The 23,716-nt window shown below is 73.1% G+C and carries 25 protein-coding genes; 4 read left to right on the top strand and 21 right to left on the bottom strand.

All coding sequences use genetic code 11. The features are described 5' to 3' along the window. Nucleotides 1-46 precede the first annotated feature (46 nt). A complete protein-coding gene (locus ACQZOG_RS15535; RefSeq protein ID WP_033274834.1) occupies nt 47-517 on the bottom strand; it encodes a MarR family winged helix-turn-helix transcriptional regulator in 471 nt (156 codons plus the stop codon). Continuing rightward, nucleotides 514-1,119 (bottom strand): DJ-1/PfpI family protein, encoded by a 606-nt coding sequence (locus ACQZOG_RS15530; RefSeq protein WP_359520435.1) that lies wholly within the window; start codon nt 1,117-1,119, stop codon nt 514-516. Before ACQZOG_RS15530 ends, ACQZOG_RS15535 begins: the two co-directional genes overlap by 4 nt. A 197-nt stretch (nt 1,120-1,316) precedes the next feature. Between ACQZOG_RS15530 and ACQZOG_RS15525 the strand changes: the two genes are divergently transcribed. The 3 genes from ACQZOG_RS15525 (at nt 1,317) to ACQZOG_RS15515 (ending at nt 4,316) form a co-directional block, all read left to right on the top strand. Next, complete coding sequence (locus ACQZOG_RS15525) at nt 1,317-2,672, top strand: aspartate aminotransferase family protein (RefSeq protein WP_430741563.1); 1,356 nt, start codon at nt 1,317-1,319, stop codon at nt 2,670-2,672. A 151-nt stretch (nt 2,673-2,823) separates the two neighbouring features. Further along, nucleotides 2,824-3,594, top strand: coding sequence for a GntR family transcriptional regulator (locus tag ACQZOG_RS15520; RefSeq protein WP_037640808.1), 771 nt, complete (start codon nt 2,824-2,826; stop codon nt 3,592-3,594). 71 nt (nt 3,595-3,665) lie between these two features. Then, entirely contained in the window at nt 3,666-4,316 is a 651-nt protein-coding gene (locus ACQZOG_RS15515) for a hypothetical protein (RefSeq protein ID WP_230228968.1), read from the top strand. A gap of 3 nt (nt 4,317-4,319) precedes the next feature. Here the strand turns inward: ACQZOG_RS15515 and ACQZOG_RS15510 are convergent, their stop codons facing one another. Continuing rightward, nucleotides 4,320-4,610, bottom strand: a complete 291-nt coding sequence (locus tag ACQZOG_RS15510; RefSeq protein ID WP_430741562.1) for a hypothetical protein — start codon at nt 4,608-4,610, stop codon at nt 4,320-4,322. 100 nt (nt 4,611-4,710) lie between these two features. Further along, nucleotides 4,711-5,994, bottom strand: a complete 1,284-nt coding sequence (locus ACQZOG_RS15505; protein WP_033274828.1) for an adenylosuccinate synthase — start codon at nt 5,992-5,994, stop codon at nt 4,711-4,713. Nucleotides 5,995-6,180: 186 nt separating this feature from the next. On the opposite strand from ACQZOG_RS15505, the gene ACQZOG_RS15500 reads away from it, so the two are divergent. Then, the gene (locus ACQZOG_RS15500) at nt 6,181-7,044 is read left to right on the top strand and encodes a diacylglycerol kinase family protein (RefSeq protein WP_033274827.1); all 864 of its coding nucleotides are present in this window, start codon (nt 6,181-6,183) and stop codon (nt 7,042-7,044) included. Here ACQZOG_RS15500 and ACQZOG_RS15495 read toward each other — a convergent pair. The 17 genes from ACQZOG_RS15495 to ACQZOG_RS15415 form a co-directional block, all read right to left on the bottom strand. Beyond that, nucleotides 7,041-7,646, bottom strand: coding sequence for a Uma2 family endonuclease (locus tag ACQZOG_RS15495; RefSeq protein ID WP_193468072.1), 606 nt, complete (start codon nt 7,644-7,646; stop codon nt 7,041-7,043). The genes ACQZOG_RS15500 and ACQZOG_RS15495 overlap by 4 nt on opposite strands. A 137-nt stretch (nt 7,647-7,783) precedes the next feature. After that, nucleotides 7,784-9,001, bottom strand: coding sequence for a cytochrome P450 (locus ACQZOG_RS15490; RefSeq protein ID WP_230228964.1), 1,218 nt, complete (start codon nt 8,999-9,001; stop codon nt 7,784-7,786). Between the two features lie 54 nt (nt 9,002-9,055). After that, nucleotides 9,056-9,490 carry a VOC family protein gene (locus tag ACQZOG_RS15485; RefSeq protein ID WP_193454444.1) on the bottom strand — a complete coding sequence of 145 codons (435 nt, stop codon included), beginning with the start codon at nt 9,488-9,490 and terminating at the stop codon, nt 9,056-9,058. Nucleotides 9,491-9,515: 25 nt separating this feature from the next. Further along, the gene (locus tag ACQZOG_RS15480; protein ID WP_033274820.1) at nt 9,516-10,181 is read right to left on the bottom strand and encodes a response regulator; all 666 of its coding nucleotides are present in this window, start codon (nt 10,179-10,181) and stop codon (nt 9,516-9,518) included. Continuing rightward, nucleotides 10,178-11,524 (bottom strand): sensor histidine kinase, encoded by a 1,347-nt coding sequence (locus ACQZOG_RS15475; RefSeq protein WP_193454442.1) that lies wholly within the window; start codon nt 11,522-11,524, stop codon nt 10,178-10,180. The genes ACQZOG_RS15480 and ACQZOG_RS15475 overlap by 4 nt, the downstream gene beginning before the upstream one ends. Before the next feature lie 116 nt (nt 11,525-11,640). Beyond that, nucleotides 11,641-12,303 carry a response regulator gene (locus tag ACQZOG_RS15470; RefSeq protein ID WP_033274818.1) on the bottom strand — a complete coding sequence of 221 codons (663 nt, stop codon included), beginning with the start codon at nt 12,301-12,303 and terminating at the stop codon, nt 11,641-11,643. After that, nucleotides 12,300-13,622 (bottom strand): sensor histidine kinase, encoded by a 1,323-nt coding sequence (locus tag ACQZOG_RS15465; protein ID WP_387757802.1) that lies wholly within the window; start codon nt 13,620-13,622, stop codon nt 12,300-12,302. The genes ACQZOG_RS15470 and ACQZOG_RS15465 overlap by 4 nt, the downstream gene beginning before the upstream one ends. Beyond that, entirely contained in the window at nt 13,615-14,802 is a 1,188-nt protein-coding gene (locus tag ACQZOG_RS15460) for an acyltransferase family protein (RefSeq protein WP_387757804.1), read from the bottom strand. The genes ACQZOG_RS15465 and ACQZOG_RS15460 overlap by 8 nt, the downstream gene beginning before the upstream one ends. Beyond that, the gene (locus tag ACQZOG_RS15455; protein ID WP_430741561.1) at nt 14,799-15,815 is read right to left on the bottom strand and encodes an alpha/beta hydrolase; all 1,017 of its coding nucleotides are present in this window, start codon (nt 15,813-15,815) and stop codon (nt 14,799-14,801) included. Before ACQZOG_RS15455 ends, ACQZOG_RS15460 begins: the two co-directional genes overlap by 4 nt. 154 nt (nt 15,816-15,969) lie before the next feature. Beyond that, nucleotides 15,970-16,839 carry an alpha/beta hydrolase gene (locus ACQZOG_RS15450; RefSeq protein WP_058916357.1) on the bottom strand — a complete coding sequence of 290 codons (870 nt, stop codon included), beginning with the start codon at nt 16,837-16,839 and terminating at the stop codon, nt 15,970-15,972. A 160-nt stretch (nt 16,840-16,999) separates the two neighbouring features. Then, nucleotides 17,000-18,202 carry a kynureninase gene (kynU, locus tag ACQZOG_RS15445; protein WP_037640789.1) on the bottom strand — a complete coding sequence of 401 codons (1,203 nt, stop codon included), beginning with the start codon at nt 18,200-18,202 and terminating at the stop codon, nt 17,000-17,002. Further along, nucleotides 18,195-19,040 (bottom strand): tryptophan 2,3-dioxygenase family protein, encoded by an 846-nt coding sequence (locus ACQZOG_RS15440; protein WP_033274812.1) that lies wholly within the window; start codon nt 19,038-19,040, stop codon nt 18,195-18,197. Before ACQZOG_RS15440 ends, kynU begins: the two co-directional genes overlap by 8 nt. A 165-nt stretch (nt 19,041-19,205) precedes the next feature. After that, nucleotides 19,206-19,619 carry a DUF3151 domain-containing protein gene (locus tag ACQZOG_RS15435; RefSeq protein WP_033274811.1) on the bottom strand — a complete coding sequence of 138 codons (414 nt, stop codon included), beginning with the start codon at nt 19,617-19,619 and terminating at the stop codon, nt 19,206-19,208. Nucleotides 19,620-19,636: 17 nt separating this feature from the next. Then, nucleotides 19,637-21,106: an MFS transporter gene (locus ACQZOG_RS15430; protein WP_037640787.1), complete on the bottom strand. Its 1,470-nt coding sequence runs from the start codon at nt 21,104-21,106 to the stop codon at nt 19,637-19,639. 82 nt (nt 21,107-21,188) lie between these two features. Next, the gene (gene fbaA / locus ACQZOG_RS15425; RefSeq protein WP_033274809.1) at nt 21,189-22,220 is read right to left on the bottom strand and encodes a class II fructose-bisphosphate aldolase; all 1,032 of its coding nucleotides are present in this window, start codon (nt 22,218-22,220) and stop codon (nt 21,189-21,191) included. Between the two features lie 148 nt (nt 22,221-22,368). Next, nucleotides 22,369-22,917 carry an orotate phosphoribosyltransferase gene (gene pyrE / locus ACQZOG_RS15420; protein ID WP_033274808.1) on the bottom strand — a complete coding sequence of 183 codons (549 nt, stop codon included), beginning with the start codon at nt 22,915-22,917 and terminating at the stop codon, nt 22,369-22,371. Nucleotides 22,918-22,927: 10 nt separating this feature from the next. Next, complete coding sequence (locus ACQZOG_RS15415; protein ID WP_359596852.1) at nt 22,928-23,716, bottom strand: aldose 1-epimerase; 789 nt, start codon at nt 23,714-23,716, stop codon at nt 22,928-22,930.

Below are 23,716 nucleotides of genomic sequence, written 5' to 3'. Positions count from 1 at the left end.
GGATCGAGGATAGTGGCGGGCCGGTGCCGGCCGGGCCGGGCGACGTCTACGGTTCCGTAACAGGCGGGCCGAGGCCGTCGAGCACCGTGGACAGGCGTTCCATCGCCCGTACCGCCTCCGCGAGCCCTTCCTCCCCGTGCGCCTCCCGGTACGCCGTCGCGAGCCGTGCGGCGAAGGCCGCGTGGCCGGGGTCGATGCGGCGGACGGCCGCGTACCCCTCCTCGGTCGGGGCGAGGAGTTTGGCCCGGCGGTGGGCGGGGTTGGGCCGGTACTCGGCGAGCCCCTGCTCCACCAGCAGGTCGGCGACGCGCTGCACGCTCTGCCGGGTGATGCCCATGACGCGGGCGATCCCGGACACCGGCAGCGGCTCCCCGAGCACGGCGCCCAGCACCTGCCACCGTGCGGCGGTGATCCCGGCGGGCCTGGCCAGCTCCTCCGCGACCGCGAGGAACTGGCCGTTGAGCTTGAAGGCGCCGAGCGCGGCCCGGCCGAGCAGGTCCTGTTCCTCCCGGCTCATCGGCTCACCGCCTCCGTCCACTCGGCGTACGCGGCCGGGTCGGAGTGGTGGAACAGCCGGTACCAGGCGTCGACCGCCTTGTCGTCGTAGGCGCCGAGCAGGCGGAGGACCTCGCGGGCGAAGGCGACGGGTTCGGTCGGTCCGGCGGTGACGAGCGAACCGTCGGTGACGGCGTCGGCCTCCACGTACCGCCCGGCGCCCGCGTATCCGGTCGCCGCGAGGTACGGGGCGGCGGCACTGGTGTGCGCCCGGTCGTCGAGCAGGCCCTCGCGGGCGAGGCCGGCGGTGGCGCCGCAGATCGCGGCGACCGGCACGCCCGCCTCGAGGAAGGCGCGGGCGGTGCGCGCGACGGGGGCGAGGTCGTCGCCCTCGTCCCAGGCGGTGGCGCCGGGGAGGATCAGCAGGGAGCTGTCCTCGGGGCGCAGCTCCTCCAGCGCGAGGTCGGGGCCGGCGTGGAGGCCGCCGGTGCTGGTGACGGGCCGGCCGCCGGGGGTCGCGGTGCGGACCTCGAAGCCCGCGAGGGCGAGGTGCGCGGTGGCGTGACCGGTCTCCCAGTCGGCCCAGGTGTCGTAGAGGGCGAGATGCACGGGCTTGCGGGTCATGACCGCTCCCTGGGTTCGATTCCTCCGGCGAGCTATGACAGCAGTCTGTCACCATGACAGCAAGCTGTCAATCACTCGCCCGGCCACTCGCCCCTCCCCGAGTCCTCGCCCTTGTCGACAACCTGTCGCGGAAACCCCCGCACCGCAGACACCCCGCCGATGTCGCTCGTCCACCGCCTCCGCCTACGCTCGGGCGCATGACCCCTCAGCCCAACCCCGAGGCCGGTGCGGCCGTCAAGGCCGCCGACCGTGCGCACGTGTTCCACTCCTGGTCCGCGCAGGAGCTCATCGACCCGCTCGCCGTCGCCGGGGCGGAGGGCTCGTACTTCTGGGACTACGACGGCCGCCGCTACCTGGACTTCACCAGCGGCCTCGTCTACACGAACATCGGCTACCAGCACCCCAAGGTCGTCGCCGCGATCCAGGAGCAGGCGGCGCGGATGACGACGTTCGCGCCCGCGTTCGCCGTCGAGGCGCGCTCCGAGGCGGCCCGGCTGATCGCCGAGCGCACCCCCGGCGACCTGGACAAGATCTTCTTCACCAACGGCGGCGCCGACGCCGTGGAGCACGCCCTGCGCATGGCCCGCCTGCACACCGGCCGGCCCAAGGTGCTCTCCGCGTACCGCTCGTACCACGGCGGCACCCAGCAGGCGGTGAACGTCACCGGCGACCCGCGCCGCTGGGCGTCCGACAGCGCCACCGCCGGGGTCGTGCACTTCTGGGCGCCGTTCCTGTACCGCTCGCGCTTCTACTCCGAGACCGAGGAGCAGGAGTGCGCGCGGGCGCTGGAGCACCTGGAGACGACGATCGCCTTCGAGGGGCCCTCGACGATCGCCGCGATCATCCTGGAGACCATCCCGGGCACGGCCGGCATCATGCCGCCCCCGCCCGGCTACCTCGCGGGCGTCCGCGAACTGTGCGACAAGTACGGCATCGTCCTGGTGCTGGACGAGGTGATGGCCGGGTTCGGCCGCGCCGGCACGTGGTTCGCGGCCGACCTGTACGACGTCGTGCCGGACCTGATGACCTTCGCCAAGGGCGTGAACTCCGGCTACGTCCCGCTGGGCGGTGTCGCCATCTCCGCGGAGATCGCGGCCACCTTCGCCACCCGCCCCTACCCGGGCGGCCTGACCTACTCCGGGCACCCGCTGGCCTGCGCCGCCGCCGTCGCGACGATCAACGTGATGGAGGAGGAGGGCCTCGTCGAGAACGCGGCCTCCCTCGGCGCGTCCGTCGTCGGCCCGGGTCTGCGGGAGCTGGCCGAGCGTCACCCGAGCGTCGGCGAGGTGCGCGGCACCGGCATGTTCTGGGCGGTGGAGCTGGTGCGTGACCGGGAGACCCGGGAGCCGCTGGTGCCGTACAACGCGTCCGGCGAGGCGAACGCCCCGATGGCCGCGTTCGCCGCCGCCGCGAAGAAGGCCGGCCTGTGGCCGTTCGTGAACATGAACCGCACCCACGTCGTGCCCCCGCTCAACACGAGTGAGGCCGAGCTGAAGGAGGGCCTGGCGGCCCTCGACGCGGCCCTGTCGGTGGCCGACGAGCACGTGAGGTGACCGGCTGAGCCACCGGCCTGGCAGCGGGCGCGAGGGGTCTCCCCTCGCGCCCGTTCGAACATCCGGCCCCGGCGTCGAACCGCGTAAGGTGGCGTGCCCGTGGACTTTTGCGAGCACGCCACTCGAACGCGATGAGGGAGACGCCCCGACCATGCCCCGCCTCGGCACCGTCGCCGTGACCCGCAGCACCCTGCGGCAGCAGATCGCCGACGCGCTCCGTGACGAGGTGCTGGCGGGGCGGCTCCAGCCGGGGCAGGAGTTCACCGTCAAGGAGATCGCCGACCAGTACGGGGTGTCCGCGACGCCCGTGCGGGAGGCGCTGGTCGACCTGTCGGCGCAGGGCCTGCTGGACGCCGACCAGCACCGGGGCTTCCGGGTGCACGAGTACTCCGCCGACGACTTCCGCGGCATGATCGAGGCGCGCAGCCTGGTCACCGAGGGGATGTTCCACGCGCTCACCCACGGCGGCGCACCCCGCCTGCGGCCCGACGAGCCGCGCCTCGCGGCGCACCTCGCTGGGGTGCGGCGGCGCGGCGAGGAGGCCCGGCGCGCGGCCCTGGCCGGCGAGGTCACCGTGCTGATCGGCTACGACCTGCGGTTCTGGCGGGAGCTGGCGTCCGCGTTCGGCAATCCGTACCTCACCGACTTCCTGCACCGGCTGCGGGTGCAGATGTGGGTGTACGTGGTGCAGCACCTGCGGCAGCTGCCCGACACACGGGGCCGGCTCTGGGCGCGTCACACCGAGCTGGTGGACGCCCTGACCGACGGCGACACGGCCGCCGCGCGCGCCATCCTCGACGCGTACACCGCCTACTCCCTGTCCCTCGTCGAGGGCCTGACGGCCGACACGGCGGGTAAAGGACCTGTACGACGGCCCGCACAGGAGGATCGGTCCGCCCGGGACGCCGATACGCTTCCCTGACCCCTGTCCCGAACCGTCTTCCCGGACCCGGACGTCCCACCCGACGACCGCGCGATGCGAGGAGTCCTCTTTTGGCCTGTGACCTGTGGCTGGTACCGCTCGTCGACGTGTTGTGCCACACGCCCGACAACCCCTTCGCCGAGGAACTCGCGCAGTACAACACGGTGCTGGCCGACGCGGGACTGCCGCCGGTGCCGGTGTACCAGTACATGCCGGGACTGACCGGCGACGTCGCCCCGGTCGCCGGGTTCGACTACGACGCCCTGCACTTCCTGCGGCGCGTGTACCTGCTCCAGGTCTGCGGTCTCCCGGTCACCCCGGTGGACGAACTGGGCGGCGACTACGAGCAGTTGCTGGAGATGTTCGAGGCGACGGCCCAGCAGTCGCACCTGGTGTGGCACTACGACCACGCGGGCGCGTACGTGCCCGTGGACTTCCCGAGCCCGCTGTCCAGCGACGAACTTCTCGCCGGAGGCGGCCCGTTGGGCTCCTCGCACGCGCTGCTGCGCGAACTGGAGCTGGTCGCCCCGTCGATCGGCATCGACCCGACGAACCCGCCGGCCGCGCCCGAGCCGCCGCGGGCCCCGACCGAGCTGGAGGAGCCGGCGGTCCCCGCGCCCTACGACCCGAGCCCGTTCGCCCGCGAGCGGCACGTGTGGCTCGGTCTCCACGCGGCGGCCACGCGGAGCCTGGCCCAGGGCTCGATGATCGTCTTCAGCTGAGCGTCACCGCAGCTCGGAGAGCCCTTCCCGCAGGTCCTCCGCGTTCATCACCGGGGGCATCTCGACCTCGGCGTGCATCTCCGAGAAGAACGGCTCGCCGGTGGGCGCGATCTGTGAGCTGTCCTGAAGGTCGAGGACGAGCAGACAGGTCCGCCGGCCGCCGAGCGGCCCGAAGTAGGCGGCCTCGGGGTGCAGCCGCTCCAGGGTCTCGCTCATCAGCTCGGGCAGCTTCCCGCTGCGGATGAGCTCGTTCGACTTCTCCGTGTCCAGTGTCGCCTTGAGCATCACGCGCATCGCACTCACCCTCTTCCACGTCGATGCACGCGGCGGTACACGTCCAGGCTATGTCTGTGCCCCGGCGCCCACGCGGGCGCCGGGGCACGGACAGGCAGGCCTAGAGGAACGAGTTGATCTCGATCGTCTCGGTACGGCCCGGGCCCACGCCGATCGCGGAGATCGGGGCGCCGGACATCTCCTCCAGGGCCTTCACGTACGCCTGGGCGTTCTTCGGCAGGTCGGAGAAGGACTTCGCCTTGCTGATGTCCTCGTTCCAGCCCGGCAGCATCTCGTAGACCGGCTTCGCGTGGTGGAAGTCGGTCTGCGAGTAGGGCAGCTCCTCGACGCGCTTGCCGTCGATCTCGTACGCCACGCAGACCGGGATCTGCTCCCAGCCGGTGAGGACGTCGAGCTTGGTGAGGAAGAAGTCCGTCAGGCCGTTCACCCGGGTCGCGTAGCGGGCGATCACCGCGTCGAACCAGCCGCAGCGGCGGTCACGGCCGGTGGTGACGCCCCGCTCGCCGCCGATGCGGCGCAGCGCCTCGCCGTCCTCGTCGAACAGCTCCGTCGGGAACGGTCCGGCGCCGACGCGGGTGGTGTACGCCTTGAGGATGCCGATGACCCGGCTGATCTTCGTCGGGCCCACGCCGGCGCCGGTGCAGGCGCCGCCCGCGGTCGGGTTCGACGAGGTGACGAAGGGGTACGTGCCGTGGTCGATGTCGAGCAGGGTGCCCTGGCCGCCCTCGAAGAGGACCACCTTGTCCTGCTCCAGCGCCTGGTTGAGCACCAGCACGGTGTCGGCGACGTACGGCGCCAGCTTGTCCGCGTAGTCCAGCAGCTCCTCGACCACCTGGCCGACGGCGATCGCGCGCCGGTTGTAGAGCTTGGTGAGCATCTGGTTCTTGACGTCGAGCGCCGCTTCGACCTTCTGGGTGAGGATCGACTCGTCGTAGAGGTCCTGCACCCGGATGCCGACGCGGTTGATCTTGTCGGCGTAGGTCGGGCCGATGCCGCGGCCGGTGGTGCCGATCTTCCGCTTGCCGAGGAAACGCTCGGTCACCTTGTCCACCGTCACGTTGTACGGCGTGATGATGTGCGCGTTACCGCTGATCAGGAGCTTGGACGTGTCGACGCCGCGCTCGTTCAGACCGCTCAGCTCGGAGAGCAGGACCGACGGGTCGACGACGACGCCGTTACCGATGACCGGCGTGCAGCCGGGGGAGAGAATCCCGGAAGGGAGCAGGTGAAGGGCGTACTTCTGATCGCCCACGACCACCGTGTGGCCGGCGTTGTTGCCGCCCTGGTAGCGCACCACATAGTCGACGGAACCACCGAGCAGGTCCGTCGCCTTTCCCTTGCCTTCGTCACCCCACTGAGCACCGAGCAGCACAAGTGCGGGCACGCGCGTACACCCCTTCCGGGCGGGGCATGTCCAAGGTCAGGGGCGCACACGGAGGATCTCCGCCGCGTGCACCGCGACCACCGTTGGCCGCCAACCGTCGGACCGGATGCCCCGGAATAGACGAAGCCCCTGGCGCAATAGCGCAAAGGGGCTCTTGCACAAAGATGCTACCCGAGGAAGCGAGGCATGGCCGAGGTGGCGACATCCGGGACATCTTCCGCGACGTCCGATCAGCTCCTGGTGGTCATCGATCCGGTCGCCCGGCGGGCGGACGGCGAGTCGGTCCGGATCGCGCGGGACGTCCTCCGCGCGGGTGCGGCCGGCGCGAAGGTGTGCCTGCCGGACGGCCCCGAGGAATTCGCCCGGGCGCTCGCCCGGCGCGGCTCACGGCGTCCGGTGGTGGTGGGCGACGACCGGGCGCTGGTGCGCGCGGTGGAGCTGCTGCACCGGCAGCGGGAGCTGGCCGGGTGCGCGCTGTCCCTGGTGCCCGTGGGCGGCTCGGTGTCGCTCGCCCGGGCCCTGGGCGTGCCGTCCGGGGCGGTGGCCGCGGCACGGGCCGTGCTGGACGGGGCGGAGCGGCGGATGGACCTGATGGTCGACGACAGCGACGGGGTGGTGCTGGGCGCGCTGCGGATCCCCCCGCTGGGCGCCGTGTCCCCCGAGCGGGACGCCGCCGACGGGGTGACCCACCCCTGGCTGCGGACCTGCCGCTCCCTGGTGCGCACCCTGGCGCCCGCCCGGCCGCCCGCCGCGCCGGGGTCGGGGCCGACGCGGCTGCGGGTGGAGGTGGACGGGGAGACGCTCGTCGACCTGCACCAGTCGGTGGAGGCCGTCTCGGTCGTCCCCGGCGCCTCGGGCACCGCCCACGTCGAGGTCCGCCCGGTCTCGGTCGGCGCGGAGGCGTCCCCCCTGTCGGCGGAGGCCCGCACGATCACGGTCTCCGGCGCCCACTTCCGCTACCGCGCCGACGCGGCGGTCTCCGGCCCGGTCCGCACCCGCACGTGGGAGGTCCGGGAGGGCGCATGGGGGCTGACGGTCCCGTCGCGTTAGTGACGGGCTCCGGGGGCCGCGAACCCAGAGGTGTCGAGGACGCAGCCGAACGGGTCGGGGATACTGAGTTTCTCGCCGAACGGTTTGGTGAGGCTCTCCTCGTACCCCACCTCGGGCGACGGGCTCGAGTAGACGGTGGCCTCCTCGTCCTGCATGTTGAGGACGAGGTAGACAGGGACGCCCGCCTTGCCGTAGACGCTCACCTTGTCGTGGAGGTCGGCGTCCCGCGTCGACGGCGAGGTCAGCTCCGCGACGAAGGAGAGCGCCTCGCCGTCCAGGTGGTGGCTGATGCTCTCCCGTGCCGACTCGTGAGCCGCGTGCACATCGGGGCCGTAGGCGCGCTCGACTCCGGGAAACACGTACAGCGCCGGGAGTCCGCTGACGCGGTGCCCGTCGGGCAGATGCGGACGCAGTCGGTCGCAGATCAGCTCCATGACCCTGAGGTAGTAGGCCTTCTGCCACGGCGACACGACGATGCTCCCCCTGACGATCTCGGCCTTGTAGCCGTCGGGCACGTCCAGCTCGTCGAGAGTCCTCAGCAGGTTCTCGAAGCTGTCGGGCTCGGTACCGCGTGTCGTCGGTCGCTCAGCCATGACTGTCATGATGCGCCCTCCCCTCGTACCGGACCAGCCATCACTCAGGGTACCGATACCGTCACTTCCGGACCGCCGTTTCGTGATCTCACCCGCGGGGTTCCGCCGCCGGGACCTCGGCCTGAAGTGACCGTCCGGCCGGTGGGTCACACCTCGACCTCCAGTCCCTCCAGTCCCCTGATCACGAAGTTCGGCTTGCGGACCGGTTCCGCCGCCAGGCGGAGGGTGGGGGCTTGTTCCAGGAGGGCTGTCATCGAGGCGGCCAGTTCGATGCGGGCCAGGGGGGCGCCGATGCAGTAGTGGATGCCGGCGCTGAAGGAGATGTGCGGGTTGTCGCGGCGGGTGAGGTCCAGGCGGGACGGGTCGGTGAAGACCGCCGGGTCGTGGTTGGCGGAGCCGAACAGCATCGCGATCTCCGCGCCGCGCGGGATCACCTGGCCGTCGATCTCGATCTCGTCCAGCACCCAGCGTTCGAAGAGCTGGAGCGGGGTGTCGTAGCGCATCAGCTCCTCGACCGCGGTGGGGACGAGGGAGTGGTCGGCGCGCAGGGCGGCGAGCTGGTCGGGGTGGCGGAACAGCGCCCACCAGCCGTTGACCGTGGAGTTCACGGTCGCCTCGTGGCCCGCGTTGAGCAGCAGCACGCAGGTGGAGATCATCTCCTGCTCGGTGAGCCGGTCGTCCTCGTCGTGGGCGGCGATCAGGCCGGAGATCAGGTCGTCGCCGGGGTTCTTGCGGCGCTCGGCGATCAGGTCGCGCAGGTAGCCGGAGAACTCGACCGACGCGCGGACCGCCTTCGCCGCGGCCTCCTCGGACGGGTTCAGCTCGTACATGCCGCAGATGTCCGCCGACCAGGGCCGCAGCGGCGCGCGGTCGGACTCCGGGATGCCCAGCATCTCCGCGATCACCGCGACCGGCAGCGGCTCGGCGACGTCCAGCAGCAGGTCGCCGCCGCCCGCCTCGACGAGCCCCGCCACCAGCTCGTCGGCGAGCGTGCGCACGTACGGCCGCAGGCGCTCGACCGTGCGCGGGGTGAAAGCCTTCGACACGAGGCGGCGGATGCGGGTGTGGTCCGGCGGTTCGAGGTCGAGCATGCCGTGGTCGTTGAGCGTGTGGAACGGCTCGTGCTCCGGCGGGGGCGGGGTACGGCCGAATTCCTCGTGGCTGAACCGGTGCAGGTAGGTGCGTCCCAGGCGCCGGTCGCGCAGCAGCGCCGAGACGTCCGCGTGGTGGGCGACCAGCCACTGGCCGGTCGGCTCGAAGTACCGCACCCGGCCCTGCTCCCGCAGCGCGGCGTAGGCGGGGTACGGGTCGGCGACGAACGCGGGGTCCCACGGGTCGAAAGCGAGGTCGGAAGGAGCTGCCATGGACGGACGGTAGTCCGCCGCCCCGCCCTCTGACCAGGGGTGCCGCTCGGCCCGTCAGGCGGCGCCGAAGTCGGGGAGGGTGACCGTGCCGTCCTCGGCGAGGGGGAGGCCGGGGTTGTGGGCGACCTCCCAGGCGTGGCCGTCGGGGTCGGTGAAGACGCCCGAGTAGAAGCCGATCTCGTTGAACACGGCCGGCTTGGTGACCGTGCCCCCGGCCAGGTCGGCCGCCGCGAGCAGCTCGTCGACCTCGGTGTCGGAGCGGACGTTGTGCGCGAGGACGATGCCGCCGAACCCGCCCGGCGTCCCGGGGGCGAGGCCGCAGTCCCGGGCCAGCTTCTCCCGGCTCCACAGGACCAGTCCGAGCCCGCCCGCCTGGAAGAAGACCGTCTCCTGGACCTCCTGGCCCCGCCAGCCCAGGGCCTCGTAGAAGGCCTTCGACAGGGCGAGGTCGGTGACCCCCAGCGTGATCAGGGTGATGCGCTGTTCCATGTGCCTCACCCTAGGCCGCACCGGCTCAGCCCGGCGTGACGAGACGCGCCTCGTAGGCGAAGACGGCCGCCTGGGTGCGGTCGCGCAGGCCCAGCTTCACCAGGATGCGGCTGACGTGCGTCTTGATCGTCGACTCGGCGACCACCAGCCGCCCGGCGATCTCCGCGTTCGACAGGCCCTGCGCGATCAGCACCAGCACCTCCGTCTCCCGCTCGGTGAGGTCCCCGTACGCGGCCTGCGCGGACGGCATCAGCCGGGGCGCGTCGGACAGCTTGGAGAACTCGGTGATCAGCCGCCGGGTGACCGACGGGGCGAGCAGCGCCTCGCCGGCCGCGACGACCCGGACGCCGTCGGCGAGCTGACGGGCGGAGGCGTCCTTGAGGAGGAAGCCGGAGGCGCCCGCGCGCAGCGCCTGGTAGACGTACTCGTCGAGGTCGAAGGTGGTCAGGACCAGCACCTTGGCCGCGCCGTCCGCGGCGACGATCTCGCGGGTCGCCTCGATGCCGTTGAGCTCCGGCATGCGGATGTCCATCAGGACGACGTCGGGGGCGAGTTCGCGGACCTTGTCGACCGCCTGACGGCCGTTGACGGCCTCGCCGACGACCTCGATGTCCGGCATCGCGTTGAGCAGCACGGAGAAGCCCTCGCGCACCATCATCTGGTCGTCCGCGATCAGCACGCGAATGGTCATGCGTCACCCTCGTTCACCGCGGCGACCGGCAGGAACACCGCGACCTCGTAACCGCCGTCCTCGGTGGGTCCCGCGGTCATCTCGCCGTCCAGCATGGCGACCCGCTCCCTCATCCCCGTGATGCCGTGACCGGCTCCGGGTGAGGGCTTCACCAGGCTCGGCTCGGGCATCGGACCGTTGACGACCCGCACCCCGAGTCCGCCGAGAACGTACCCGATCTCCACGCGGGCGCTCGCGCCGGGCGCGTGCCGCAGGCTGTTGCTCAGCGCCTCCTGCACGATCCGGTACGCCGACAGCTCCACGCCCTGCGGCAGCTCCCGCACCGCGCCGGTCACCACCTTCTCCACGGTCAGCCCGGCGTCCCGCACGTTCACCAGGAGGGCGTCCAGGTCGGCGAGGGTGGGCTGCGGGGCGTCGGGGGCCTCGTAGTCCTCGGCGCGGACCACGCCGAGGATGCGGCGCAGCTCGGTGAGGGCGGCGACGGCGTTCTCCCGGATGGTGGCGAAGGCGCGCTCCAGCTCCTCCGGCGGGTTCTCCACCCGGTACGGCGCGGCCTCGGCCTGGATGGCGACCACCGACATGTGGTGGGCCACCACGTCGTGCAGCTCGCGGGCGATGGTGGTGCGCTCCTCCAGCAGGGTGCGCCGGGACCGCTCCTGCGCGGTGACCGTCTGCTGGGCGGTGACCTCCTGCTGCGCGGTGTGCCGGACGTGCCAGAGGCAGACGAGGAGCAGGGCGAACGCCGAGGTGATCAGCATCGGTCCGCCGTTGGTGTAGTAGTACGACCCGCCGATGAAGATGTCCGACAGGAGCGCGTACGCGGCGGTGACGCCCCACATCCAGACGGCGGTGCGGGGCCGGGTGCGCAGGGCGACCACCACGAGCACGGTGAGGTGGCTGACGAACGCGCCGGGCATCCACGGCCAGTCCACGCCGCCGCCGTTGAGCAGCGCGGTCAACGGGCTCACGGCGATCGACAGCCAGAACGCGCCGACCGGCCGGGTCAGCGTGGCGACCACGGGGAGCGCGCACAGCAGACCGGCCAGCAGGGCCCTGGTGTCGCCGCCGGGCTCACTGCCGGAGACGGCGCCGATCAGCAGGGTGAGCAGGGCGATCGCCCCCACCACCGCGTGCGGGAGCCGTTCCGCCGCCGTGCGCATCCGCGGGGGCAGCCGGCGCAGGAGCGGGCCGGTCGTCGGCCGGGGCCCCATCGGGCGGTAGGCGAAGGGGTCGTGGAACAGGTCCTGGCGCAGCCCCTGGAGGGCGTTCTGGGCCAGCCGGTACTCCGGGCTGCGGTCCCCGTCCCCGGAGCGCGGGGACTGCTGGTGCGTCGTCTCGGTCACGCTCACACGGTAGGCCGGGCGGGTGACCCCGGTCGTCCCCGCTGAGAGGGGTTCCGGGGCGTCCGTCTCAGGTACTACGCAGGCCGCGCACGGGTTACCCGACGGTCCGCGCGGGCTCAGTAACCGGAGGGACGCACCAGCCCCGACTCGTACGCGAACACCGCCGCCTGGGTGCGGTCGCGCAGACCCAGCTTCACCAGGATCCGGCCGACGTGCGTCTTCACGGTCTGCTCGGCGACCACGAGCCGTACCGCTATCTCCGCGTTGGACAGGCCCTGCGCGATCAGCGCCAGCACCTCCGTCTCCCGCTCGGTGAGGCCGTCGACCTTCTGGCGCAGGGGGGTGCGGGGCCGCGGGTCCAGGCGGGAGAACTCGGCGATCAGCCGGCGGGTGACGCCCGGCGCGAGCAGCGCGTCCCCGGCCGCCACCACCCGCACCGCCTCGGCGAGCTGCTCGGCGGAGGCGTCCTTGAGGAGGAAGCCGGAGGCGCCCGCGCGCAGCGCCTCGTACACGTACTCGTCGAGGTCGAAGGTGGTCAGCACCAGCACCTTCACCTCCGGGTGGGCGGCGGTGACGCGGGCGGTGGCCTCGATGCCGCCGAGTTCGGGCATGCGGATGTCCATCAGGACGACGTCCGGGGGGAGTTCGGCGACCTTCTCGACGGCCTCCAGACCGTTCACCGCCTGGCCGACGACCTCGATGTCGGGCTGCGTGTTCAGCAGCACGGTGAAGCCCTGCCGGACCATCTGCTGGTCGTCGGCGATCAGTACGCGGATCATGCGGTGCCGTCCTGGGGGAGGGGGTCGGTGACGGAGGGTGCGGGCACGGGGAGGCGGGCCTCGACGCGGAAGCCGCGCCCGGACCAGGGCCCCGCGGTGAGCGTGCCGCCGAGCATGACCGCCCGTTCCCGCATGCCGAGCAGCCCGTGCCGGGCCCCCGCGGACGGCGGCGCCTCCCGGGTGGGGGCGGTGTTGACGACCTGCACCCGCAGGGCGTGCGGCCCGTAGGCGAGGGTGACGTGCGCGGTCGCGCCGGGCGCGTGCCGCAGCACGTTGCTCAGCGCCTCCTGCACGATCCGGTACGCGGACAGCTCCACGCCGGGCGGCAGCGGCCGGCGGTCACCGGTGACCTCGGTGGTCACGGTGAGTCCGGCGGCGCGGGTGTTCTCCACCAGGTTCTCCAGCCGGTCGAGGGTGGGCTGCGGGGCGTCCGCGCGCTCGCCGGGGGCGGGGTGTTCGGAGCGCAGCACGTCCAGCACGCGGCGCAGTTCGGTGAGCGCCTCCACGGCGTTCTGCCGGATGCCGGCGAGGTTCTCCCTGAGCTCGTCGGGCGGGTCCTTCACGAGGTGCGGGGCGACCTGCGCCTGGATGGAGATGACCGACATGTGGTGGGCCACCACGTCGTGCAACTCGCGTGCGATGCGGCTGCGTTCCTCCAGCAGCGTGCGGCGGGCCCGCTCCTCGGCGGTGAGCGTGGTCTGCTGCTCCAGCTCGGCGCGGGCCTCGCGGCGGCCGCGCAGGGCGATGCCGAGGACGACCACGACGGCGGACAGGATCACCGCCAGAAGACCGGTGGACTGGTAGTCGCGCGCACCGATCCACCCTTGCAGCACCCAGGTGACCAGCGCGGTCAGCGCCAGCGCCTCCACGGAGACCCGGGTGCGCACCCGCAGAGCGAGCAGCAGCATCACGAACAGGTGCCCGATGAGCCCCGCCGAGCTCCACGGCCAGCTGAAGGAGTCGTCGTCGCCGACGACCATCTCGGCGCGCACCGCGAACGCGCCGACCACCGTCGCGGCCATCGACGCCCACCAGCCCGGTATCGGCCGCCACAGCGCGAGCACCATGGCGCAGCCGTGGGCGAGCGCGACGAGGAGGGCGATCCCGAAGGGGACCCCGCCGTGGTCCATGAGCTGCGGGAGGCCGCCGATGAACACGCCGAAGGCGGCCAGGCACACCACCCCGTGGGGCAGCCACCGCAACCATGTGGACGGCGGCAGGGGATCAGCCCGCGCCGTGAGCAGGTCCTCGCGCAGGACCTCCAGCCAGCGCCGTATGTGCTCCACCCCCGTGTCCGCCACGCCGTTCAGATTAGACATGCGGGGCCCGCTCGGTCACAGGGTGGTGTGCCCGGACCACCTTGGACGGCCGCACCCGCCGTCGGCGGCCGCCCCGCTCCCAGGACCGGAACGCCGCCCCGCACACCGCGAGGGCGAGGACGAAGGCGATCAGCCAGGGCAACCGGGCGGCGACCCAGCCGAGGCCGTCGGGGACGGTGTGCAGGCCGGGCAGCGGGCCTGCCGGGAGGAGCACGGCGGTGGTGGCCATCAGGGCGGTCTGGTGCCACAGGAACACCGTCATCGCGGACAGGTTGACCAGCGCCACCGCCGCCCACGCGACCGGACTCCGCATCGCGCGGCGCAGCCGGTCCCGCAGCAGCAGCGCGAGCCCGCACTGGGCCAGGCCGAAGGTGACGGCGGCCAGGGTCGGCGGGTTGAGGTTGGACACCTCGGCGCCCGGCACCCCGACCATCGCGGCCGGATACCCCGCCCACATGACCAGTGCCGCCGTGGCCGCCGTACCGCCGCCGAGCAGCACCCACCCGGACGTGCGGCCCCGCAGCTCGCCCCGGGTCCAGGCCGCGCCCAGCGTGTACGGCACCAGCCAGCCCGCGGCGAGGTTCAGCCAGCCCAGTCCGTCGGCGGCGCCGAGACCGAAGCGGAGCACGTCCACGTGGAGGACGACGGCCAGCGGCCACAGCGGGTGCAGCCGGGCGACCAGCGGGGTGGCGGCGGTGAGGGCGGCGAAGACCAGCAGGAACCACATCGGGGACAGCGCCAGTTTCACCAGCGTCCGCACGGTCCCGTAGTCGGCATCGGACAGCAGCAGCGCGAGCGTCACGACCGTCCACAGGGTGAGGACGGCGACGACCGGCCCGAACAGCCTCGCCAGCCGGGCGTGCAACCACCGCCGGTACGGCGTCCCGCGCTCCCGCGCCGAGGCGTACGAGCGGGTCGCGACGTGCCCGCCGACCAGGAAGAACACGGCGAGGGTCTGGAAGGCCCAGGACACCGGGGCCAGCCAGGGCATGTCCTGGAGCGGGCTCGCGGTGCGCAGGCTGCGGCCGTCGGCGACCAGTGCGGTGACCAGCCAGTGCCCGAGGACCACGCCGAGCACGGCGAAGGCCCGTAGGGCGTCGACGGCGCGGTCCCGGTGGGCGGGGGTGGCCGCGTCGATGCGGGCGGCGGTGTCGCGCAGGGCGACGGTCAGGCGGGTCATCGGGTCACCTCCTGGGTGTGGCCGAGGACGATGCGGGTGAGGTTGGCCAGGCAGAGGGAGCCGGGGGCGAAGTAGTCGCTGTGTCCGCCGTCGCCGGCCGCGAAGACGCGGGCGCCGTACTCCTCCGACACGGGGTCGGTGCCGAAGCCGACGGTGGTGCCGAACAGGGTGGCGTCGAGGTGCGGGACGTGCCCGACCCAGTCGCCGGCGCCGCGCGCGGCCCACACCCGGGCGCGGGTGCGCAGATCGGCGGCGGTGTCGGCGCCGGTGCCGGGGCTGCCGAGGAACACCAGGTCGTCGACGTCGAGTCCGGCGGCGGCCCGCGCGCAGACGACGGAGCCGTAGGAGTGGCAGAGGAGGGAGACGCGGGCGCGGGGGGCGGCGACCGACCGCACGTCCGTGACGAGAGTGCGCAGTTCGGGCGCCGCCTCCTCCGCGCGGCCGGTCGTCGCGACCGAGGGACTGACCGTGCCGGGCGTCTCGTAGCCGAGCCAGGCCACGACCGCCGTGCGCACGCCGGAGGGCGCTTCCCGCGTCAGCCGCTGGTGCAGGGCGACGGCGGTGGCGCGGAAGCGGTCGTAGGTGTCGATGCCGGTGTCGGACCCGGGGACCAGGACGGCGACGCGGTCGGCGTGCGCGAGGTCGCCGAGGACCTCGGTGACCAGGCCGGCGCCGCGTCCGTCGAAGTACAGCAACTGCCGTGCGGCCAGGGCGTGTTCGGTGGCCGCGCGGTCCCGGTACCCGTGGTCGGCCGCGGTGCGGGCCGCCTCGGCGGCGTTGGCCCGGTGGGCGGCGTAGGTCGCGTCGAGTCCGGCGACGGCCGGGGGCGCGAGCCGGGCGGGCGGCGGGGCGGGGGCCTGCGGGCCGGCGGCCCCGGCGAGGGGCACGGCCACGGCGGCGGCGACGAGAGCCGCGAGCAGACCGCGCCGCAGCCGGCCCGCGAGGCGGTGCACCGTGATCTCCGCGCCGCCCGGTGTCGTGCCCGGAGTCCCCCGCTCGCGCCCCTGCTCCATCGCGCTTCCTTCCCGTCCGCCCGCCCATCGGGCCTGCCAGGAAAGGAAGTTACGGAGCGTGGTCTGTAACCCGCGTCCCACCGGGGGACTCATCCGCGGGGTAGCTCTCAGGTACTAGTGGTATGACGGGGCCTGCTCCTCAGGGGAGTTGGGCTCACCACGCGAGCTGGGCGATCTCCTCCGCGACGACCGCGCAGGCGTCCGCCGCGGGATCGACGAGCGGGAAGTGGCCGACGTCCGGCAGCAGGGTGACCCCGACGACCTCGCCGGCCTTCGCCGCCGCGTCCGCGTACGACTCGGCGACCGCGGGCGGGACGTCGATGTCGGCGCCGCCCTGGACGAGGGTGGTGGCGATACCGGTGGGCAGCAGCAGCGCCGGGTCGGCGTGCGGCCTGCGCTCGGCGAAATGGTCGTCGCCGCCGAGGAGTTCACGGGTGGCGCCGCCGCACACGCCGAGCTTGTCGGCGACCTCGAAGTCCGCGATGGGGGCGAGGGCGACCACCCCCCGCAGGGGCGCCGGGGCGTCGGTGCGCCAGGGCGACCCGGCGGGCAGGACGTGCCGGGCGGCGGCCCACAGGGCGAGGTGCCCGCCCGCGGAGTGGCCGGTGAGGACGATGCGGCGCGGGTCGCCCGCCGGGAGGTGCTCGCGTATCAGTGTGGGCAGGGCGTCGATCGCGGCGGCGACGTCGTCGAAGGTGTCGGGCCAGCGCCCGGCCACGGGGTCGCCGCCGTCCGCCCCGGCCGCGCCGCGCCGGTACTCGACGCTGGCCACGGCGAAGCCGCGGTGCGCGAGGAACGCGGCGAACGGGCTGACGTGACGCCGGTCGTAGGGGGCACGCCAGGCGCCGCCGTGCAGGACGACGACCACCGGCGCGGGTCCGCTCCCGCCGCGCGGCGTCCAGAAGTCGATGACGTGGTCGGGGTCGTCGCCGTAGGCCGCCGTGGTGTCCGGATCGACCGGCGGGTGGGAGAAGGCCGACTTCTCCTCGGCGGCGGCCCGGGCGGCTGCGACGTCGTCCGTCATGCTCCAACCTCTCAGCGATACAACGTGGTTCGACCGGACCGGGCGTGTACGCGGCCGTTCGGGCGGGACGGTACCAGCACTTCGCCCGCCGCTCTCACCAGGAGGCCCCGCCTGACCGGCGGGAACGGGGCCGGGACACCGCCGTCCCGGCCCCGCCGGGTCAGCCCAGTTCCTCGGCGAGCACCCGCGCGGCCCGTTCCACGTCGGCGAAACCGACGTAGAGCGGGGTGAATCCGAAGCGGAGCACGTCCGGGTGGCGGAAGTCGCCGACCACGCCCCGCCCGATGAGCCGCCGCATCACGGGACCGGCGTCGGCGCAGCGCAGGGCGACCTGGCTGCCCCGTTCCGCGTGCGGCAGCGGGGTGAGGCACTCCACCCGGCCCTCGGGGACGTACTCCCCGACGCACTCCAGGAAGAAGTCGGTCAGGGCGAGGGACTTGGCGCGGACCGCCTCGACCGTCACCCCGTCCCACACCTCGAGCGCCGCCTCCAGGGCGAGCATCGAGAGGATGTCGGGGGTGCCGACCCGTCCGCGCACCGCGCCCTCGGCGGGCGCGTACTCGGAGCGCATCCCGAACGGCTCGGCGTGCGAGTTCCAGCCGGGCAGCGGGGAGTCGAAGCGGTCCTGGAGGTCCGCCCGCACGTACAGGTACGCGGGCGAACCGGGGCCGCCGTTGAGGTACTTGTAGGTGCAGCCGACGGCCAGGTCCACGCCGTGCGCGTCCAGGCCGACCGGCAGGGCGCCCGCGCTGTGGCACAGGTCCCAGACGGCGTACGCGCCCGCCGCGTGCACGGCCGCCGTGAGGGAGGGCAGGTCGTGCAGCCGGCCGGTGCGGTAGTCCACGTGGTTGAGCAGGACGGCGGCCGTGCGCTCCCCGAGGGCGCCCGGCACCTCCGAGGGCTCCACGGGACGTAGGGTGCAGCCGGTCATGCGGGCCGCCGACCCGGCGATGTAGCCGTCCGTGGGGAACGTGGTCGCGTCGACCAGGATCTCGTCCCGGCCCGGGCCGGTCTCCTGCGCCAGCCGCACCGCGCCGACCAGCGCCTTGAACACGTTGACGCTGGTGGAGTCGCCCACCACGATCTGCCCGGCCGCCGCGCCGACCAGCGGGGCGATCCGGTCGCCGATCCGCTCCGGCGCCGTCCACCAGCCGCTCTCCGTCCAGGAGCGGATGCGCATCTCGCCCCACTGGCGGCCGACCACGTCCGCGACCCGGCCGGGCACGGCGACGGGCAGCGCGCCCAGCGAGTTCCCGTCCAGGTAGACCGCGCCCTCGGGCCCGTCGAGGACGAACTCCGCGCGCTTGGCGGCGAGTTCGTCGCCCGCGTCCAGCTTCTCCGCCTTCCGTGTCAGCTCAGACATAGGACCGCGCCGTCCACAGCTCGGGGAACACGTTCTTCTGCGCCCGCTTCTCCAGCCACGCCACTCCGGCGGACCCTCCCGTCCCGGTCTTGGATCCCATGGCCCGGCGGGTGGCGACCAGGTGGTCGTTGCGCCAGCGCCACACCAGCTCGGCGACGTCGGTCAGCGCCTCGCCGAGCCGCGCCACCTCGTCCCGCTCGTCGCCCGCGTAGACGGCCGTCCAGATCTCCTCGACCTCACGCGACGGCTCGTACTTCCGCGACACGTCGCGTTCCAGCACGTCCTTCGGCACGGGGTGGCCGCGCCGGGCGAGGAACCGCAGCACCTCGTCGTAGAGGCTGGGCTCGTGCAGGGCCTTCTCCAGTTCGGCGTGCACCCGCGGCGCCCCCCGGTGCGGGACCAGCATCGACGCGGACTTGTCGCCGAGCAGGAACTCCATGCGCCGGTACATCGCCGACTGGAAGCCGGAGCCCTCGCCGAGGGCGCTCCGGTAGGAGTTGAACTGGGCCGGGGTGAGCCCGGCCAGGGGCCGCCAGGAGGCGTTCAGCGCCTCCAGCTCGCGCCGTGAGCGGCGCAGCGCGTCGACCGCGGTCGGCACGTCGTCGCGGCGCAGCGCCTGCGCCGCGGTCTCCCACTCGTGCACGATCACGGTGAACCACAACTCCATGACCTGGGTGGTGACCAGGAAGACCATCTCTCCGGGATCGTCCGAGAGGGTGTGCTGGAGGTGGGTGAGGACGTCGGCCTTGACGTAGTCCTCGTAAGGCGTCGTGCCCTGGCTCCAATCAATTTTGGGGGCGAGATGCGGGGTCTCGGGCTCGTGAGCCTCGTGGGACATCGCTGTCTCCTGAAATGTTCTCCGGGTAGCGGTCCGCCCCTGCCGTTACCGGCACGGGGGCCCCGGTCCCCACGGTGCATCCTGCGCAATCGTCCCCCACCGCCGCAAGGCCCGCCTGCCGGGCAGACGGGCCTCGCGGTGATCAGGTTCCGTTTTCCGGCCGGTTCAGCCCAGGACCTGGGCCGCCGTGGGCGAGGAGTCCTTCAGGAACTGGCTGCAGCGCTCGTACTCCTCCTGCTCGCCGATCGCCTGCGCCGCGCGGGCGAGGGCGTGCAGGGCGCGCAGGAAGCCGCGGTTCGGCTCGTGCTCCCACGGCACGGGGCCGTGGCCCTTCCAGCCGTTGCGGCGCAGCGCGTCCAGGCCGCGGTGGTAGCCCGTGCGGGCGTACGCGTAGGACTCGACGACGCTGTCCCGCTCGAACGCCTCGTCGGCGAGCCGCGCCCAGGCCAGCGAGGAGGTCGGGTACCGGCCGGCGACCTCGGCGGCGGTGGCGCCGGACGCCAGCAGCTCGCGCGGCCCGGGGTCGTCGGGGAGGTGGGTCGGGGGCGGGCCCCCGAGGAGGTTCTCGTGAATGGACATGGGTCCAGTCTCGTACATCAGGCGATGCTGCTCCCCCGGCGCGGGTCCGCCTCCAGCGGCGGCACGGCCACACTGCCGTGCGTACGGCACTCCGGGCGCCGGCAGCCGGGCGCGGGACGGCGCACGGTCGCCGCGGCGAGGAGCGCGCCGGCCACCAGAATGCCCGCGCACAGCAGCATCGCCCGGTCGAAGGCGGCGTCGAACCGCTCCGGCTGCCGGAACGCCTCCGGGCCCATCCCGGCGAGCAGTGGCAGCGCGGCCACCGCCAGCAGTCCGGCGGCGCGGGCGGCCGCGTTGTTGACCCCGCTGGCGAGGCCCGCCCGCGCGGTGTCCACCGACGCCAGCACGGACGCCGTGAGCGGCGCGACCAGGGCGACCATGCCGAGGCCCAGCACCAGCAGCGCGGGCAGCACGTCGACGGCGTACGAGGCGCCGGGCCCGACCCGCAGCATCATCAGCACCCCGGCGGCGCACAGCAGCGGGCCTACGGTGAGCGGCAGGCGCGGCCCGATCCGGTCGGCCAGCTCACCGGAGCGGGCGGAGAGCAGCAGCATCAGGGCGGTCGTCGGCAGCAGGGCCGTCCCCGCGGCGAGGGCGGACCAGCCGACGACGACCTGGAGCTGGAGCGCGGCGAGGAAGAAGAACCCGCCGAACGCCGCGTACACGCACAGGGTGACGCCGTTGACGGCGGAGAACTGGCGGGACGCGAAGATCTCCAGCGGCATCATCGGACCCGGCCGCCGCTTCTCCACCAGCACGAACCCGACGGCGGCGGCGAGCCCCGCCACCGCGGACACGACGACCAGCGGCGACCCGTCACCGGCCCCGATCAGCGCGTACGTCACCAGCGCGAGCGCGACCGCGCCGAGCGCCGCGCCGAGCACGTCGAAGCGTCCCTTCGCCTCTGCGCCGGACGACTCCGGCACATGGCGCACGGCGACCGGCGCGCACAGCAGGGCGAGCGGCACGTTGATCAGGAACACCCAGCGCCAGCCGGGCCCGTCCACCAGCCAACCGCCGAGGAACGGCCCCACGGCCGCGCCGATGCCTCCGAAGCCGGACCACAGGCCGACCGCGCGGCCCCGGTCGTCGGCGTGGAAGGACGCCTGGATCAGCGCGAGCGAGCCGGGGGTGAGCAGCGCCCCGCCCGCGCCCTGGAGGGCGCGGGCCGCGATGAGCACGCCCTCGTTCGGCGCGATCCCGCACAGCAGGGAGGCGGCGGCGAACCAGAGCACCCCGACGACGAAGACCCGGCGCCGCCCGAACCGGTCGCCGAGCGCCCCGCCCAGCAGGATCAGCCCGGCCAGCGTGACCAGGTAGGCGTTGACGGTCCACTGGAGCGCGGCGAGGTCGGCGTCGAGGTCCTCGCCGATGCGGGGCAGGGCGACGTTGACGACGGTCGAGTCGAGCAGGGCCATGCCGGAGCCGAGGACCGTGGTGAACAGGATCCACCTGCCCTGGGGGGACGCCAGCCGGACATCGGGCATACCGGGAGCATACGGAAGAGCCCGGCACCTGGGCAGGTGCCGGGCTCTTTCGTGTGCGTGCGTGCGGGCCGGACGCGCCGGGTTACTTGATGCGGGTGCCCGTGGAGCGCAGGTGCTTGCAGGCCTCCAGGACACGGGCGGCCATCGACGCCTCGGCCAGCTTGCCCCAGGTGCGCGGGTCGTAGGTCTTCTTGTTGCCGACCTCGCCGTCGACCTTCAGGACGCCGTCGTAGTTGCGGAACATGTGGTCCGCGACCGGACGCGTGAACGCGTACTGGGTGTCGGTGTCGATGTTCATCTTGACGACGCCGTTCTCCAGGGCGGTGCGGATCTCCTCCTCGGTGGAGCCCGAGCCGCCGTGGAACACGAAGTCGAACGGCTGCGCGCCGGCCGGCTTGCCGTACTTGGCGGCGACGCCCTCGTTGAGCTCCTTCAGCAGCTCGGGACGGAGGACCACGTTGCCCGGCTTGTACACGCCGTGCACGTTGCCGAAGGACGCGGCGAGCAGGTAGCGGCCCTTGTCGCCCAGGCCCAGCGCCTCGGCGGTGCGGATCGCGTCGTCGACCGTCGTGTAGAGGGAGTCGTTGATCTCGTGGGAGACGCCGTCCTCCTCGCCGCCGGTCGGGGTGATCTCGACCTCGAGGATGATCTTGGCGGCCTGGGCGCGCTCCAGCAGCTCCTGCGCGATGGTCAGGTTGTCCGCGAGGGTCTCCGCGGAGCCGTCCCACATGTGGGACTGGAACAGCGGGTTGCGGCCGGCCTTGACGCGCTCCTCGGACACCGAGAGCAGCGGACGCACGTACCCGTCGAGCTTGTCCTTCGGGCAGTGGTCCGTGTGCAGGGCGATGTTGACGTCGTACTTCTCGGCGACGATGTGCGCGAACTCGGCGAGCGCGACGGCGCCGGTCACCATGTCCTTGTTGTGCTGGCCGCCCAGGAACTCGGCACCGCCCGTGGAGATCTGCACGATGCCGTCGCTCTCCGCCTCGGCGAAGCCGCGCAGAGCCGCGTGCAGGGTCTGGGACGAGGTGACGTTGATGGCCGGGTAGGCGAACTTGCCTGCCTTCGCCCGGTCGAGCATCTCGTTGTAGACCTCGGGAGTTGCGATGGGCATCTGTCCGCTCCTTAAGAGTGCGGTGTGGGGTGCTGCGTACTGTCGGCCCTGACCTGGAACCTTGGATGCGACGTCATTGTCGGTCACATCCTTCCAGACTCGGCCGGAACGTCCATCCCGCCGTCCGCCCTGTGGAAGGCGGGGCCGGTCAGTCCAGGCCGAGTTCGTCCTTGGAGAAGGCGAACAGGTACGGCACCCCGGCGCCTTCGCGGATCTTCTCGGCGGCGCCGGTGGCCCGGTCGACGATCGTCGCCACGGCCACGACCTCGGCGCCGGCCTCGCGCACGGCCTCCACGGCGGTGAGCGGGGAGCCGCCGGTGGTGGAGGTGTCCTCCACCACCAGCACGCGGCGGCCCTTGATGTCCGGGCCCTCCACGCGGCGCTGGAGGCCGTGCGCCTTGGCGGCCTTGCGCACGACGAACGCGTCCAGCGTCCGGCCGCGCGCGGCGGCGGCGTGCAGCATGGCGGCGGCGACGGGGTCGGCGCCCATGGTGAGCCCGCCGACCGCGTCGAACTCCAGCTCCTCGGTCAGGTCCAGCAGCACCTGGCCGACCAGCGGAGCCGCCTCGCCGTCGAGCGTGATGCGGCGCAGGTCGACGTAGTAGTCGGCCTCCAGACCGGAGGAGAGGGTCACCTTGCCGTGCACCACGGCCTTGTCCTTGATCTGCTGCAGCAGCGCGCCACGCGTGTCCGTCATGCCTGTCAGCTTAAAGCCGGGTCCAGGTCCAGGTCGTGGAGGCCTCCAGCGGCTCCAGCGGGGTGACCAGGCGCGGATGGGTGTTCAGCCCGTCCGGCGGTCCGGTCTGCGGCTCCACGCAGACGGCCTCGTCCTGCTCGTCGTAGACGACGACCCACTCCTCGCGGCTGGTCACCTTCAGCTGGAGCTGCCCCGGCCAGGTCAGGGTGACGTCGACGCCGCCGGGCATCCCGAAGCAGTCGTCCCACGGGCCGGGCCTCGGGTCGATACGGCGTCCCGTGGGCAGGTGGTCCTCGCCGCGCTCCTCCTGCCAGGCGGGCTCGAAGCCGATCGTCACGTCCTCGCCGCCGAGGTTGCGCAGGAACCACGGGTGCCAGCCGATCTGCGCGGGGAACGACGAGCCGTGCGTCTCGACGCTCATGGTGAGCGTCAGGCCGGCCTCGGTGAGCGACACCTGCTGCGTGACCCGCCCCGGGTACGGCCACGGGTCCGTGAGGTCGTACGTCAGCACGGCCTCGTCGGTGCTCTTGCGGGCCGTGCGCCAGGGGGCGTTGCGCGCGGTGCCGTGGATGGCGTGCGGGGGCGCGTTGAGCGGCATCTGCCGCACGGTGCCGCCGTCCATGAACCGGCCGTCGCGCAGCCGCCCGCACCAGGGGACCATCGGGAAGCACCCGAACCGCTCCCCCTGCCGCAACAGCTCCACACCCCCGAGCCGCAGCCCCCCGACCCGCCCGCCGTTCCCCGGCAGCACGTCCACCTCCGCGTCACCCGCGGTCAGCGTGATGTGTTCGTTACTCAC

The organism is Streptomyces sp. P13-3-3, assembly GCF_050571355.1.
GTDB classification, from domain to species: domain Bacteria; phylum Actinomycetota; class Actinomycetes; order Streptomycetales; family Streptomycetaceae; genus Streptomyces; species Streptomyces althioticus.
The sequence above is the reverse complement of the archived record's forward strand: the minus strand, read 5'-3'. Positions and strand labels throughout refer to the sequence as shown.